General features: G+C 43.9%; 14 protein-coding genes and 1 pseudogene. 3 read left to right on the top strand and 12 right to left on the bottom strand.

The features are described from left to right. Positions 1-77: 77 nt before the first annotated feature. The 11 genes and pseudogenes from AC1YY3_RS08895 to AC1YY3_RS08845 form a co-directional block, all read right to left on the bottom strand. A complete protein-coding gene (locus AC1YY3_RS08895) occupies positions 78-1,136 on the bottom strand; it encodes a hypothetical protein (RefSeq protein ID WP_481824827.1) in 1,059 nt (352 codons plus the stop codon). 26 nt (positions 1,137-1,162) lie between these two features. Next, positions 1,163-2,128 carry a hypothetical protein gene (locus tag AC1YY3_RS08890; protein ID WP_481824826.1) on the bottom strand — a complete coding sequence of 322 codons (966 nt, stop codon included), beginning with the start codon at positions 2,126-2,128 and terminating at the stop codon, positions 1,163-1,165. Between the two features lie 404 nt (positions 2,129-2,532). Then, positions 2,533-4,674 carry a sodium-translocating pyrophosphatase gene (locus tag AC1YY3_RS08885; protein ID WP_482194422.1) on the bottom strand — a complete coding sequence of 714 codons (2,142 nt, stop codon included), beginning with the start codon at positions 4,672-4,674 and terminating at the stop codon, positions 2,533-2,535. A 187-nt stretch (positions 4,675-4,861) separates the two neighbouring features. After that, positions 4,862-5,284: a hypothetical protein gene (locus tag AC1YY3_RS08880; RefSeq protein ID WP_482194421.1), complete on the bottom strand. Its 423-nt coding sequence runs from the start codon at positions 5,282-5,284 to the stop codon at positions 4,862-4,864. Next, a complete protein-coding gene (locus tag AC1YY3_RS08875) occupies positions 5,250-5,624 on the bottom strand; it encodes a GIY-YIG nuclease family protein (RefSeq protein ID WP_482194420.1) in 375 nt (124 codons plus the stop codon). The genes AC1YY3_RS08880 and AC1YY3_RS08875 overlap by 35 nt, the downstream gene beginning before the upstream one ends. 63 nt (positions 5,625-5,687) lie before the next feature. Next, positions 5,688-6,203 carry a hypothetical protein gene (locus tag AC1YY3_RS08870; protein WP_482194419.1) on the bottom strand — a complete coding sequence of 172 codons (516 nt, stop codon included), beginning with the start codon at positions 6,201-6,203 and terminating at the stop codon, positions 5,688-5,690. Positions 6,204-6,745: 542 nt separating this feature from the next. Then, on the bottom strand, positions 6,746-7,174 hold the full coding sequence (locus tag AC1YY3_RS08865) for a putative iron-sulfur cluster-binding metallochaperone (RefSeq protein ID WP_481824824.1): 429 nt from the start codon (positions 7,172-7,174) through the stop codon (positions 6,746-6,748). A 17-nt stretch (positions 7,175-7,191) separates the two neighbouring features. Continuing rightward, positions 7,192-7,910 (bottom strand): annotated as a pseudogene (locus tag AC1YY3_RS08860) (mercuric transporter MerT family protein). 302 nt (positions 7,911-8,212) lie between these two features. Further along, positions 8,213-8,629 (bottom strand): MerR family DNA-binding protein, encoded by a 417-nt coding sequence (locus tag AC1YY3_RS08855; RefSeq protein ID WP_481824823.1) that lies wholly within the window; start codon positions 8,627-8,629, stop codon positions 8,213-8,215. Further along, the gene (locus AC1YY3_RS08850; protein WP_481824822.1) at positions 8,620-9,471 is read right to left on the bottom strand and encodes a sulfurtransferase; all 852 of its coding nucleotides are present in this window, start codon (positions 9,469-9,471) and stop codon (positions 8,620-8,622) included. Before AC1YY3_RS08850 ends, AC1YY3_RS08855 begins: the two co-directional genes overlap by 10 nt. Continuing rightward, on the bottom strand, positions 9,468-10,457 hold the full coding sequence (locus tag AC1YY3_RS08845) for an NAD(P)H-quinone oxidoreductase (protein WP_481824821.1): 990 nt from the start codon (positions 10,455-10,457) through the stop codon (positions 9,468-9,470). The genes AC1YY3_RS08850 and AC1YY3_RS08845 overlap by 4 nt, the downstream gene beginning before the upstream one ends. 70 nt (positions 10,458-10,527) lie before the next feature. On the opposite strand from AC1YY3_RS08845, the gene argC reads away from it, so the two are divergent. Next, complete coding sequence (gene argC / locus AC1YY3_RS08840) at positions 10,528-11,568, top strand: N-acetyl-gamma-glutamyl-phosphate reductase (RefSeq protein WP_481824820.1); 1,041 nt, start codon at positions 10,528-10,530, stop codon at positions 11,566-11,568. A 64-nt stretch (positions 11,569-11,632) separates the two neighbouring features. Then, the gene (gene erpA, locus AC1YY3_RS08835) at positions 11,633-11,965 is read left to right on the top strand and encodes an iron-sulfur cluster insertion protein ErpA (RefSeq protein WP_481824819.1); all 333 of its coding nucleotides are present in this window, start codon (positions 11,633-11,635) and stop codon (positions 11,963-11,965) included. A gap of 84 nt (positions 11,966-12,049) precedes the next feature. Here erpA and AC1YY3_RS08830 read toward each other — a convergent pair whose 3' ends face one another. After that, positions 12,050-13,258, bottom strand: coding sequence for a peptidoglycan DD-metalloendopeptidase family protein (locus AC1YY3_RS08830; RefSeq protein WP_481824818.1), 1,209 nt, complete (start codon positions 13,256-13,258; stop codon positions 12,050-12,052). 163 nt (positions 13,259-13,421) lie between these two features. On the opposite strand from AC1YY3_RS08830, the gene tyrS reads away from it, so the two are divergent. Next, positions 13,422-14,621: a tyrosine--tRNA ligase gene (tyrS, locus tag AC1YY3_RS08825; RefSeq protein WP_481824817.1), complete on the top strand. Its 1,200-nt coding sequence runs from the start codon at positions 13,422-13,424 to the stop codon at positions 14,619-14,621. Positions 14,622-14,824: the final 203 nt, after the last annotated feature.

The raw sequence follows: 14,824 nt of genomic DNA, 5'->3' as shown, positions 1-14,824 counted from the left end.
GCGCGGCGAAGATTTTGGGCATACACTGCCCAACGTCTGTAAGAGTTAGGTGATTTGTCCAAATAACTAGCAAGCGATTACCAGTTAGATAGCTGTTTAATATTTTCAAGTATATGTTTTAAATAAGTATATAGGTCTCGGATTAATTCTCCGTTTATTTTTGTCCAAGCATGACCTGTCGCTGAAATTTGAACAGTTTCTTTACCAATAGTGAATGCTGTCAGCTTCAACGAGGTACGTTTTTCTGTTTCAGGACAAGTGCCTTTTCTAAAGTTTCTGCTCCCCAACCAGAGTATCTTTTCGCTTTTTGGGGCGGCGCACAGTAGATCATCAATTGTCTGTTGCTCGTCAACAGTCGCAATCTTACCAACAGCTTGCGCGGTGATTACGCCACTGTTCTCGTTGTTGATATAAAAAGGTTCGAACGGTTTTTCGGGATTCCATTCTGTCAGAGAAAAACGGAAAACTATGTTGGTATTGTTCTCTGGAATTATCGTAACAGGAATTCCTGCCAGCTTATAATGCCAATTTCCGATCACTAAGCTATTTTTATCGTCTGAGTCATTGTTTTCTGTAGTTTTTACTTGGACGATTTCAATCGCAATAGCCAAGCCGTCAGCCATTAATTTGAAGTCTGGCTGGGTTTTGTTGGGGATTAAGTCAGGAGATAAGTAAAGCGCATTCGGCATGACCGTTGGCTTTCTAAGAATAATCTTGATAAATGTCTTGCTGTCCTTGTTTTGTATCGTATTAAAGTTGATAGGTTGGGGGCTGGTTGGTGTATCTGGAAGAAAGTGCTTCAGCAGGTTGACCGTATTATCATCCAGCCTAGCCTTATCGAAATGGACTTGTATGGATTGCTTGGGGTCACCAATATACTCAAAAAGTGTTTTGTTATCCCCGTCACTAACAATGTTGCCAAGCCATAGTTTTTGGTTGATTGATGTTTTAAGGGGGGAGCATGTTGCACAATTATCCAGCCGCTGGGATACGGGTATAAGCGTTAGGAGATAGTAAATGCAGGCTAGCATTAAGGGCAGCGCGAATTTTTTTAGCCACGAGGTATTTTTTAGCTGATTAATTATTTCAGTTGCTGACCATTTGGGTTGATTCTTTTTGCTAGGGGGCGGCGGCATGGCAGTCCTATAAAAAAATGTAGCGATTATTCCTTGACCTCTACCTGTCCAGGTGAGAAAGCTACCACCCAGTCTTTGTCGTTGTTAGTATACCAGGCACGAATCTGTAATTGATGAATGCCTATTGAAGGTCGTTTTTGCTCTGTTTTACCGTCCCAGGTGAAGGTGGGATCATCTTTGCCTATCCATTGCCCTGAGGTTTCATCAATCGAACGAAATGGGTCATATACGTTTTTGTAAGCAATGCCCCCGACCGAGATTGTGTCATTACGGTTTTCGATTTTACGGAACTCTTCCTGCACTTTGTTAAACGATTTGTGGGCAAAGTAGAAATGGTGCGCCAATTCACCTAGTTTTACGTTGATGCTGTCGGGGCCGAAATTTATCTGGTCGATTCCTATTGAACCAACTGCTTTAGAGCCGCAGGCGAACCCAAAAATTTTGGTGGGTACTAATGTAGTAACGCCGCCGCTGTTACTGGTCGCATGTATTTCGATTATAGCCCGTACAGGTTTGTCGCCAAGTGTTTGGGGGAGTTTAAAAATCTTTATTTGACGGTTGGTGTTCGCACCATCTAGTTGATAATCATAATATTTATCATTATTTATTTTCACTCTAAGCATTGCGAAACCAGGGCGACTTAATTGGTAATCAATCGCCACAGGCCATCCGCCTTGTATATAACCGCCTATTTTCAGGTCACTGAAGTTAAAATGTTCTGGGATAATCGGACCGTTTTTATTCCATTGAGGGTCTTCAGGATTGATGCTGTCTTCGGATAAAGCTTCATGAACAAGATAACCGAGGAGGGCTGCCCCAACGGCTGCGCCAATGCCGATACCAACTTGTTCGCCTGTGCTGAGTCCACCACCTGAACAATTACCGTCACAACCTCGCGGTCTATTACTTGCACAACCAGCCAGCATGGAGATGATTAACCCTAAGACGATAAGTTTTGCTACCCTGGGGTATTTACTATTTAAGTTATTCATTTGCTACTCCTCAAACGTTGGATTAAGCAACTGCTACCGCACGAGTGTAAAGCTATCAGAATAGAATCAGAAATGCTGTTTAATATTACTCTTGACAGATAGTATTTATCAAGAATTTAAGATGGTGGCGGATTAGCTGTGATGAAATTATCGCAACGAGTGGTTGGTCTACTTAAAACCGCAGATCAATATTTCACCAGCTAGGAGCTAGTATTTTTATTTTCATGGCTATATACAAGTTGCAGGTTGTGCAGGATTTATTTCAGCCAACACTTTGAAATTTCTACAGGTTAGTTTGACTAACCTGTGCTTTGTATATAGCCATGTTTATTTTTGTGGAGACAGGGATTGAAAATGTTTTTTCAATCCCTGTTCAATGGGGCGAGGAAAAAAGCACAGGTAAGTTAAAAATTCAACCAACCAGAACCAAATGAACCAGCAAACACGAGGCTTACAATCGTCATCAGTTTGATTAAGATATTCAAGGACGGACCGCTGGTATCTTTGAAAGGATCGCCGACTGTATCGCCAACGACAGCGGCTTTGTGTGCATCTGAGCCTTTACCGCCGTATTGCCCAGTTTCGATGTATTTTTTCGCGTTATCCCATGCCCCGCCAGCGTTTGCCATCATCACCGCAAGTAGAAAGCCCGATAATAATGTGCCAACCAATAATCCAGCCAGTGCTTCTTTGCCCAATACATGACCGACAACAATCGGTACAAGGACTGCCAATGCGCCAGGTAGAATCATTTCACGCAGTGCGCTTTCTGTACTGATACCCACACAGGTTTTGTAATCGGGTTTGCCTGTGCCTTCCATCAAGCCAGGTATTTCGCGGAATTGCCGACGCACTTCAAGCACGATCTCATGCGCCGCTTTGCCCACTGCCATCATGGTGAGGGCAGAGAACAGGTAGGGCATCATCGCGCCAATCAACAAACCAGGCAGCATAGTAGGACCGAGGATGTCTAAGCTTTCGATTTTGGCTGCGGTAACATAAGCCGCAATTAATGCCAATGCGGTCAAAACGGCGGAGCCAATCGCAAAGCCCTTGCCGGTTGCAGCAGTGGTATTGCCCAAGCTATCTAAAGCATCGGTGCGATGCCTGACTTCTTTGGGGAGGTGGCTCATTTCGGCAATCCCGCCAGCGTTATCGGCAACTGGGCCATAAGCATCCGTCGCCAGCGTGACTCCCAAAGTGCTTAACATGCCGACACCTGCCAGCGCGACTGCGTACAGTCCGGCAGCGAGTGTGCCATCGGCCTTATGCCCCAGCCAGATACTGATGAGAATGGCAAAAGCCGTAATCAATACTGGTAATGCCGTACTCATCATGCCTACGGCTAAACCTTGGATGATGGTGGTTGCTGCACCCGTTTGGGTGGCGTTGGCAATCGCCAGGGTAGGTTTTTCGGTATAAGCGGTGAAGTATTCAGTGACATAAGCAATAGCGTTGCCAGCAACTAAACCAACCACAATAACTAGCCAATAGTTGAAGTGTAAGCCCGACAGCAACACAGCCAGCAAAGTCAGCCCCAAAACAACCACAGACGCACCCCAAACTGAGCGGCGTAGTGCCGTCAATAAGTCTTCCAGCGTCGCGTTCTCGTCAATTTTTGCTACGTATTGACTAAGATAATGAATACACCGAGAAACTAACGATGCGTTGGCAACGATACCTGCTAATTCACTTTTATCCCGCTCTTTGCCAATTACCATATAAATGCCAAACAGGCTGGAGATTACGCCGACAGCAGCCACCAGAAACGGCAAGCCGATAAATGCAACCGTCGAGCCTTTGCCCAATGCCGCACCCAACGTGGCGGCAGCGATGATAGAGCCGCTGTAGCTTTCAAACAAATCCGCACCCATACCGGCAACATCGCCGACGTTATCGCCCACGTTGTCGGCAATTACGGCAGGATTGCGCGGATCGTCTTCTGGTATGCCTTTTTCAATCTTACCAACCAGGTCTGCACCGACATCGGCTGCTTTGGTAAAGATGCCGCCACCAACTCTGGCAAACAAGGCAATGCCGCTCGCACCAAAACCAAAACCGGTGATATAAGTCAGTTGCTTGGGATCGCCGCTAAATGCCAGGAATAGCAAGGTCATGCCAATAAGGCTAAAACTGACCACAGACATGCCCATAATCGCGCCACTGCCGAAGGCAACACGTAAGCCCTCATGCAGACCACGACTGGCGGCAGAGGCGGTGCGGGTGTTAGCGCGTACGGCTACGTACATGCCTAGGTAACCTGCACCTGCCGACGCAATAGCACCCGACACAAAACAAAATGCCGTTTGCCACTGTAAAAATACGGCGATGACGGTAGCGACAATGACGACAAATATTGCAATCACACGGTATTCGCGCGCCAGAAAAGCGGATGCGCCTTCTTGAATAGCTGCGCCAATTTCGCGCATAAGTTCATTGCCTTGGTCATAAGCGAGAACCCGTTTTAATTGCCAAAGTACAAATCCCACTCCGGCGATGCCCATTAATAAGGCTATAACAATTGATGCTGATGTTGATAGCAGCATAGACTCCACTCCTCTGATTATTATAATTATAGTTTTAGTGGTGCATGATAAACCCAATAGGTGCGAAAGGGTTCATCTGCCTGCTCAGGATTATACCTTGTCATTGCTGGTTGCACACATTTTGTGTGGGGATGCATTACGTGCTTTTTGACGTAACCATACACCGTGAGCCTGTCGAAAGGCTTATTTATATATCCATAAACAACATCGGAATGCCATAAGTTAAAACAAAATAGCTAAAAGCAAAAATTACGCTTTCGCTAATTCTATACGAAAAAAATTTGCGGAAAATGTAGCTGACAATGGTGATGTACCACACAACTAAAAATACGCCTAAGGCAGTGGATATTTCCTCCCGATGGACTTCGTGGCTCATTACCATAAGGTGATCGAGGACTTCTGCGCCAATTGCCAACGTCATAATAAAATTTTCGCACACAAAAATAGCCGTGAATAATTGCTTAAAGAAACGGCTTTTTTTCAAAATTAACAATAACGTAGCGATGGTCGAAAAGGCCATGATAGTCCGCAACAACACTTCCAACGAGCCATCGGCAGGGTCGGCAATTAAACCTTCAACAATACAGCCGGAAATAAGGTAAAACGCCACCGTTAGTTAGCTTATCAAGGTAGCCTTTTATTGGAGTGTAGGCTTGCCCAATCAACGTTGGCAAAACATAAAAGTCTTGAATATAGATGCAAAACTGGTCGCCACTTCGATTGCCTTGAGTGTGTTGACGGATACGACTTCGAGGATTTCTATCTGTTACAGATTTACCCGATAGTCCACCAATACCCACATAGATAAATTCTGATTTGTCTAAAAATACGGTGTAGATAATTGAGCCGTACTCTTGGATATCTTTAATGTTTGAAATTGTAAAAGGCCGTAGCTCTGTTGATGAATCAAAAAGAGCGGGTAAGACAATGTCATCTACGTTGCCAGGCATAAAGTTAAGGGCTATTCACTTTGATTTAAATCTGATTAGTCTGGTAATTGCTTTAAATTTTGTTCATTTTAATTGTGTAACACCTACAGATTTATCGACCCCATCAACTTTCATCTTGAAGCCACTACCTGACTGATAGATTATGACTTTTGGTCTATATGCATAATGGTATGTATAGTAATACTCTGACTGTTGCCATATTTGCCCATTGCTTAATTTAATGATTGTTTCACCTTCCCACCCATTAAATTCTGCATCAACATTTGATTCAATAACATTACTTTTTAGAGATTTTTTAGGGTTTTTTGGTGCGCTAAGTTGAACTACGTTTAGCTTTTTATTTTTTAGCAATAATTTTCCTATATCAGGGCAGATAACAACTGAAGGGGAATACTCATACATATATTCATATTCATATTTAACCTCCCACAAAGAGCCGTCATTAAGTTTAAATATTTCCCCATTATTTCCCATGAATGGACTTGGACTAAGAATTGATGATTCGTAACATGAGTCAGCATAAGCGCTACTTGTAATTAAAAACGTTGCCGTTAGTAATAACGTAATTAGTTTTTTCATTGTCCAGTCCTTGAAGGCCTATCACCTTCTTTAACAGCTTCCTGCATACATACAAGTAATAGAATCTTTTTCATTTTATAAACTCTTTTTAAAATCGTTCTGTTAATTTATTTAATATAGCTTCTGCTGATTTTTGGGGCGAATACAAATTAAAAGGGTATGCACTTAAAGTAAGTTTTGATTCATCCTGTGAACCACTTAAAACAAATTTCTTATTCCACATGAAGGATTTGGGTGGGATTAAATCAGTAGGGTTATTTCTGAAAAAACAAAGGGCGAGGTATTGCAGTAATAATTTCATGGTCAACGGTTTTTCAACTCGTTAAAAACGAGCGAGTCTTACGGATTACAAAAAGTCGGGCATTATAACCGCAGGCGCAAAATTATTGGAGTAGCCTTTTGAAAATTTTAAGGATAGCAAACCATCAAAACCGTTATGGCGGATAGTTGCCAGATATAATTCGATTTTAGTGCGGTAGGGATAATCTGAAATCATTCCCATGCAGATGTGAGAAGGAGAAAAGTTGTTTGGTGCTAGCTGCTTATACTTTTTCCAATTGCTTAAATCTTACTAAACAACATTGCCCTGACGGGTTTCTGAGTTCACAAGCACACTCACCGGATTTGGTTCGTAGCATGACAAAGCGTTTGATGGTTTCTGCATTGTTGGTGCTTAGTGCGGCCAGATAATCGGCTGCATCAATATCGAAGCAATAGCAGAGCTTGTCGTTCTGGATATCTTGATAGGTTGTTAACTGCTGTTTGGGAATGTTGTTTCCGGCGATTGAGAAATAAGCGGTAGCACAGTCTTTGCTTGGGCAAAAATAATAGCTGTCTGAAATAATACCCTGGTTTTCTGGAAATTTTACCTGATGGTAAAGGGTACGCATTTCGACGCTTTTACAAGTCGTACCGCATTGTGGGCAAGCTTGGGTGGTCGCTTTTGGATTGCTCGCACAACAATCTGACATACATTGCTTTCCTGCGGTTATTGTTTTGTTTGATGTACGGTTGCCGGATAACCTGCATCGGTGGTGGCTTTAATCAAAGCGTCCACGCTGGTTTTTTGTGGATTAAAAGTAACCTTGGCTGTCTTGGTATCATAATCGACATTCGCCTCTTCTAAACCCTCAACACCTTGTAAGGCTTTTTTAATGGTGAATTTACACATCGCACAAGTCATATTTTGCATATCCAGGGTGACTGACTGGCTATTGTTTTGCTTTTGCGATTGAACAGGGATGGTTGCTCCAGCGTGGGCTGTATGTAGTAATAAAGAAGTTGTAAATAAGCTTAACATTAACAAAGTAGTTTTAAGTTTCATCATAATTCTCCTTAAACCATAAAAATTGGGGCGTACCAAGGAAAGGCCAGCAACAACAAGACTAGCGCAGAGCCTATCCAGAAAATCATGCGTTGCTTGTGAATATCTTCCGGTAATGCACAGGCTTTACCTTCTTCGCAGTTTTCCGGTAGCACATAAAGTTTGCGATAGCCCAAGCCAATTAAAACGAGAGTCAGCAGGATAAAAAATGGGCGAACCGATTCCATTGAGGTTAAGACACTCATCCATGCGCCGCCTATGCCTAGCGATAATAGCAGCAAAGGCCCAACACAGCAGACCGAGGCAGCAATGGCAGCTAGTGCTGTGCTGATCCCTAACCAGGGTAGCTTTTTGGGTGAGGGTGTTTCGTGTTCTGTGGTCATAAAGAATATTCCCCAATAACGACTAATCGTTTGATTATCACTATTCACTAATAGAGCTTTGAATCCAGTTAACGACGAGTATTAACAAAGTTCGAGCAGGATTCTAAACCCTGTGCTAAGGAACAGAGTCAAGTAGAACTTACATTGTTTGGCAATACATCAGGGTTTGATGTTGGTTTCATTAGGTCGCATCGGTTGCCTACCGATTGCGACACTTCTGACCATCCACGGATGGAGGAAATGCCGACGACTGTCGGGATCAGTCGCGGTCGCCATCCCTTGCAGTCGGCCACATCGGTTCCCTACCGATTTGCGGCACTTCCGCCATCCCTGGTAGTCGAAAGTGCATCAATGAGAGAACAGCGTTCAGTAGAAGCATCCGCCTGACAACGTTTAACCAGACTGTCCAATACATTACGCAAAGCCGTTAAATCCTTTATCTGGGTATCTATTTGCTGGCATTTATGTTCGGCAATTTTTTGTACATCAGAACAATGTGAACCATCAAACGATAATAGCTCAGCAATTTCTTTTAAGGTAAATCCGGCTTGTTGAGCGCGTTTAATAAATCGAATTCTGTTTGTCGCATCGGATGTATAAAGTCGATACCCGTTGCTGGGTTTTTCAGGTTCTGCCAATAAACCTATTCTCTGGTAGTAGCGAATAGTTTCAATGGTTACTTCAGCCTGAATAGCTAGCTTGCCGATTGTCAGTTGCATTTTGTTGCAATTGGTCTGTTTTTATCACGAATCCATTCGCTCCATGAACCTGCATACAGCTTGGCGCCAGTCAGCCCTGCAACTTCCATTGCCAACAAGTTATGACAGGCGGTAACGCCCGAGCCGCACATGTGGACAACTTGCTGAGGATTTTTATCGCCGATAAGCATGTTGAATTGGCGGCGTAACGCGTCGGCTGATAAAAACAAGCCGTTGCTGTCCAGGTTTAACTGGAAGGGGCGGTTTAAAGCACCAGGAATATGCCCAGCAACGGGGTCGATAGGTTCTTGTTCGCCACGATAACGCTCTGGTGTCCTGGCATCAATCAGACAAATCGCTTTTTGTGCCAAACCGTTTTGTACTTCAAGGGCGTTTAACGCTGAGTTTTCACTGGGATAAGCCCTGAAAATACTGGGTTTAATGCTAGGTAAGATGGTAGTAATAGGAAAACTGAGCTTTTGCCAATGTTTATAGCCGCCATCCAGCACTGCAACCTTGGTATGCCCCAGGTGGCGTAACAGCCACCATAATCGTCCAGAAAAAGCACCGTTGGCATCATCATAAACCACCACTTGGCTGTTGTTGTCGATTCCCCAAGCTCCCAGTTTTTTTACCAGTTGGGTAAAGTTGGGCAACGGGTGGCGGCCTGTAAAATCGGTAATATTGGAAGATAAATCCTTATCCAGATGGGCATATCGGGCGTTTGGGATATGTCCGTGTCGATAGGCGGTGAAACCTGCTTCGGTGTCTGCCAAGGAAAATCGACAGTCGATGACGACCCAGCTAGGGACGCTTAGGTGTTGATGAAGCTCTTCTACCGAAATAAGGGTTGTGTAGTTCATGTGGCTACCGTTAGGATGATTTTGCCGATATGTTGGCTGCTTTCCATGAGTTCATGCGCTTTAGCAGCATCGGTTAAGGCAAAGGTGGAATGGATAATGGGTTTAATTTGCCCAGAAGCTAATAAAGACCAGATGTTTTTTAGCAATTGATTGGCGATTTCAGCTTTGAAGCTATCATCTCGCTCCCTAAGCGTGGAGCCTGTGATGGTGAGCCGCTTTGACATCATCGTCCAAAGGTTGATATCAGATTTCGGGCTTTGTTGCACGGCGATTTGTACGAGCCGTCCCTCAACAGCCAGGCATTGCAGATTGCGTGGGAAATAATCACCGCCGATCATGTCCAAAATAACGTTGACACCTGAGCCGTTGGTAATTCGGTTGATTTCGCTGACAAAATCTTGGCTCTTATAGTTGATGGCGGCATCTGCGCCTAGTTCCAGGCAGAACTGGCATTTAGCCGATGAGCCAGCGGTCACAATAACATTTGCATCGAATGCCTTGGCAAGCTGTATCGCCGTTGTACCAATGCCGCTGCTACCGCCATGTACTAACAGCGTTTCGCCTTTTTGTAACTGAGCGCGATCAAATACATTGCTCCAAACGGTAAAGAAGGTTTCCGGTATGCCTGCGGCTTCGACATAAGAGCAGTTATCGGGAATGGGTAAGCATAAGGATGCAGAAGCCAAACAATATTCCGCATAACCACCGCCTGTGACTAATGCACAGACCTTGTCGCCGATAGTGAGATCGTTGGAGTTATCACCTAAAGCAACGACTATTCCAGCAATTTCGAGACCGGGAATATTAGATGCACCAGGTGACGGAGGATATTGTCCTTTACGCTGCATAATGTCGGGATGGTTCACGCCGGAAGTCATCACTTTAATAAGGGCTAGCCCCGCTTTTGGCACAGGAACTGGGCGTTCTGTTAGCGCTAATCGTCCCGATTGAACTTCGATAGCACGCATGGTGTCAGGCAGTTGCATAACTTCGGTATGGGAAAAGCCGAGTTGTGGGTATTATATACACACTATTATTATGAGGTTAAGGTAAGAGATGATTCGTGCGGGTATTGTTGGCGGCACTGGTTATACAGGTGTTGAGCTATTACGGATTTTGGCGTTGCACCCCAATGTTGAAGTGGCTGTAGTCACTTCTCGCGCAGATGCTGGAATGCGGGTAGATGCGCTTTATCCCAGCTTGCGCGGTGTGATCGGCGTGGTTTTTTCCGCACCCGATGTCGATACGTTGGCTGAATGTGATGTTGTGTTTTTTGCCACGCCGAATGGTACTGCAATGTTGATGGCGAAAGCATTGCTGGAACGTGGTGTTAAGGTGATTGATCTTTCAGCAGATTTTCGTTTGAAGGATGCCAAAGAGTGGGGCAAGTGGTACGGCATGGAACACGCTTGTCCTGAATTGCTCACAGAATCCGTTTATGGTTTGCCGGAAGTCAGTCGGGTAAGTATTAAAAAAGCGCGATTGGTCGCTAATCCAGGTTGTTATCCAACTTCCGTCCAGCTTGGCTTTCTGCCTTTGCTTGAAAAAGGCTTGGCTGATACTAAGCATTTGATCGCCGATGTGAAATCTGGCGTGAGTGGCGCAGGGCGCAAGGCGGAATTGGCTATGTTAATGAGCGAAACAGGGGAGAGCTTTAAGGCTTATGCTGCCAGTGGTCATCGCCATTTGCCGGAAATCGTCCAAGGCCTGAAAGTGGCGGCAGGGAATTCCGTCAACCTGACTTTTGTCCCGCATCTAATTCCAATGATTCGCGGTATCCATGCAACTTTGTATGCCCAAATCAGTCAGAGCGATATTAGTCTGGAAGAAATTCAGGCTTTGTATGAACAGCGTTATGCCCGTGAACCGTTTGTAGATGTATTACCGCAAGGTTCTCACCCCGATACTCGGAATGTGAAGGGTTCCAACAAGTGCCAGATTGCCCTGCACCAACCGCAAGGTGGGCAGACTATCGTGGTCTTGTCGGTGATTGATAATCTGGTCAAAGGCGCGGCGGGGCAGGCGGTGCAAAATATGAATTTAATGTTTGGATTCCCCGAAGACCAAGGCTTGAAAACACTGGCTTTGTACCCATAATCCTTGACTAGGGTGCAGGCTGTACTCATAATGCGTTTAATTAATATTTTTAGGTGACAAAATAATGGCGGAAGCAATCATTTTTACAGACAGTGCAGCAACAAAGGTAAGCGAGTTGATTGCCGAAGAAGGTAACGACAACCTGAAATTGCGGGTTTATGTATCCGGTGGCGGCTGCTCAGGCTTTCAATATGGCTTTACGTTTGATGAAGAAGTCAACGAAGATGACACCAGTGTTGAAAAAGGCGGGGTCACTGTTTTAATCGATTCCATGAGCATCCAGTATTTGACAGGTGCGGAAGTTGATTATAAGGAAGATTTGTCAGGCGCACAGTTTGTCATTCGTAATCCCACTGCAAAAACAACTTGTGGATGTGGGTCGTCGTTTTCTGTTTGATAGCTTAATGTATCTCGAAAAAAAACCGGACATTGTCCGGTTTTTTTATGCCTGAATTTCAATCAAGTCATTGAAGCTATTTGATTAATTGTAAGCATTATAGTTCTTTGCAAATAAGGAGTTAGCTTTTACTAAGTTGAGTTTAGCCAAAGGATCTGTAATCTGCGATTTAAAATCCGCTTTTGCCGTGCTGTTCACAGGCACTAAATTGGAAGCTTGTGCAGTCAAAGGGTTTTGGTGGACACCATCAATACGGAATTCGTAATGTAAATGTGGGCCGGTCGCCAATCCTGTTTGACCGACATAGCCAATGATGTCACCTTGCCTGACTGCGCTGCCTTCATACAAGCCGCTTTTATAGCGTGACAGATGTGCGTAAACCGTTTCATATCGGTCGCCGTGCTTAATGATGATTACCTGACCATATCCGCCTTTTCTGCCGAGGAAATCGATTTGTCCATTGCCCGTTGCCTTGACGGGAGTGCCTGTTCTGGCGGCGTAATCAACGCCTTTATGGGCGCGGATTCTGTTAAGTACGGGATGTCTGCGGCTAAGATTGAAACCTGAACTAATACGGGCAAAGTCAACGGGGGTGCTTAGGAAGGCTTTTTGTAAGGCATCACCTTCAGGAGTGTAGTAGTTTGCATAGCCGTCTTTATCAATATATCTGACCGCGCGGTAAGTTTTGCCGCGATTGACAAATTCTGCCGCAACAATATCATCAACCCCATTAAATCCGCCGCGTTCATACACCACTGTGAAGCGGTCGCCATCGTGGAGATTGGTGGCAAAATCAATGTCCCAAGCAAAAATCTGGGTCAATTGATCCATTATTGCGTCTGATAAATTAGCTTTTTTGCCGGCTTCAGACAACGATGATGTAATCGTACCCTGACCGCTGGCGAGTCGCATCATGTTGAATTTGTGGGTGTAACGGCTAAATCGGCGACCAAAGTGGGATTTGCTCGATAAACCATCCAAGCCAGATGAGAACCCTTTGAATTCTTTGGGTTTGTCAGTTGAAAGTATTAATAAGTGTGTGCGATCTCGATTGGCACTGACAATTTTATGACTTTGCGTAGCACCAAATCGAGCTAAAAATTCAGGTGAATTCTCACTTGGTTTCACCTTGAAAATATTGCTTCGAGTGCGGTTGAAGCTCGAATAATCGAACGGCTTTGGAGATTCGGCATTACCGATTGCGGATGTAAAAACCAAAACTAAGCTCATTAAGCAAACAGAAAGCATCTTGGTTTTTACAGCAGAATCTCTAAGTATTTGAATTTTAATCAAAATAAATATCCTGTGTTTTCCAGCGTCTGATTCTACGTTTTTTTCTAAAATTTACCAAGAATTAAATGCTTCTTAAGCACAGTAAAAATATTTTATTCGTGGCAAATATCCATTAAACCTATAATAGCAGATATTAGAAACAGTGTTTTTTGGAGAATTTAAGTTGCAAGAGGAAGTGTTGAATAACCTGCTAAGAGGAACTGATGAAATCCTGGTTAAGCATGAATTTGTAAAAAAGTTAGAAGAAGGTAGGCCGCTTAGAATAAAAGCAGGATTTGATCCTACGGCACCTGATTTGCATCTGGGGCACACTGTGTTAATTAATAAGCTGAAGCAATTTCAAGATGTTGGGCATGAAATATTGTTTCTAATTGGCGATTTTACCGGCATGATCGGCGATCCGACCGGTAAAAACATTACGCGCAAACCTTTGACACAAGAAGAAGTTCTAGAAAACGCCAAGTCTTACCAAGAGCAAGTTTTTAAGATACTTGATCCCGATAAAACACAAATTGTATTCAATTCCACTTGGATGAATGCCATGTCATCAGCGGAATTGATTCAACTTGCTGCGAAACACACCGTTGCCAGAATGTTGGAGCGGGACGATTTCAATAAGCGCTACAAAGGTGGTCAAGCAATCGCCATTCATGAATTTCTGTACCCATTGATACAGGGCTACGATTCCGTGGTGATGAAAGCCGATGTTGAATTAGGTGGGACTGATCAAAAGTTTAACTTGTTGGTCGGTCGGCAATTGCAGGAAATATATGGGCAATCTCCCCAGGTTGTTATCACCATGCCGATATTGGAAGGTTTAGATGGTGTTCAAAAAATGTCTAAATCCTTAAATAATTACATAGGCATAGCCGATGCACCGGATGATATGTTTGGCAAAATTATGTCTATCTCAGATGACCTGATGTGGCGGTATTTTGAATTACTAAGCTTCGAAAAAATGGCAGTTATCAACGGATATAAGGAGAAATGCACTTTAGGTGTAGAAAACCCTAGAAATATCAAATACGAATTAGCCAAGGAAATTGTTAGCCGATTTCACGGTGGCGTATCTGCTGGTGACCAAGCCATGCAGAGTTTTATTGCCCAATTTCAACGTGGTGCTATTCCTGATGATATTAGTGAAATCACCTTGAAAATGGATGCTGAAAGTTATTGCATTGCCAATATATTAAAAGATGCTGGATTGACCAGTAGCACATCGGAAGCGGTTCGCATGATAAATCAAGGTGCGGTAAAGATTGATGGCGACAAGGTGGCTGATCCAAAATTGGCGGTACGCATAGGAACTAGCCACATCTATCAGGTAGGGAAAAGAAAATTTGCGAGGATTACATTGAGTTGATGGGGTTAGGTCAAATTATTGCAGCCCTGCTACTTCTTGGTGTTTGACAACCCCGAATAATTCTGTAGAATAGTTGGACTAAGTGCAGCGAAAGTAAATTGTTGTACGCTCTTTAACAAGCAGACCAAAATAATGAGTGTGGGTACATGTGTTGGCATTCTGTGTCTAGAGACACAGGTTGACACACAAGGTACTCCGTTAAT

It is taken from the genome of Methyloglobulus sp., assembly GCF_964779595.1.
This window is presented reverse-complemented; position numbering and strand designations above follow the sequence as displayed.

Excerpts from the sequence above, each read along its gene's own strand:
- AC1YY3_RS08895 (WP_481824827.1), bottom strand. The coding sequence starts at position 1,136 with ATGCCGCCGCCCCCTAGCAAAAAGAATCAACCCAAATGGTCAGCAACT.
- AC1YY3_RS08890 (WP_481824826.1), bottom strand. The coding sequence starts at position 2,128 with ATGAATAACTTAAATAGTAAATACCCCAGGGTAGCAAAACTTATCGTC.
- AC1YY3_RS08885 (WP_482194422.1), bottom strand. The coding sequence starts at position 4,674 with ATGCTGCTATCAACATCAGCATCAATTGTTATAGCCTTATTAATGGGC.
- AC1YY3_RS08875 (WP_482194420.1), bottom strand. The coding sequence starts at position 5,624 with ATGCCTGGCAACGTAGATGACATTGTCTTACCCGCTCTTTTTGATTCA.
- AC1YY3_RS08870 (WP_482194419.1), bottom strand. The coding sequence starts at position 6,203 with ATGAAAAAACTAATTACGTTATTACTAACGGCAACGTTTTTAATTACA.
- AC1YY3_RS08865 (WP_481824824.1), bottom strand. The coding sequence starts at position 7,174 with ATGTCAGATTGTTGTGCGAGCAATCCAAAAGCGACCACCCAAGCTTGC.
- AC1YY3_RS08855 (WP_481824823.1), bottom strand. The coding sequence starts at position 8,629 with ATGCAACTGACAATCGGCAAGCTAGCTATTCAGGCTGAAGTAACCATT.
- AC1YY3_RS08850 (WP_481824822.1), bottom strand. The coding sequence starts at position 9,471 with ATGAACTACACAACCCTTATTTCGGTAGAAGAGCTTCATCAACACCTA.
- AC1YY3_RS08845 (WP_481824821.1), bottom strand. The coding sequence starts at position 10,457 with ATGCAACTGCCTGACACCATGCGTGCTATCGAAGTTCAATCGGGACGA.
- argC (WP_481824820.1), top strand. The coding sequence starts at position 10,528 with ATGATTCGTGCGGGTATTGTTGGCGGCACTGGTTATACAGGTGTTGAG.
- erpA (WP_481824819.1), top strand. The coding sequence starts at position 11,633 with ATGGCGGAAGCAATCATTTTTACAGACAGTGCAGCAACAAAGGTAAGC.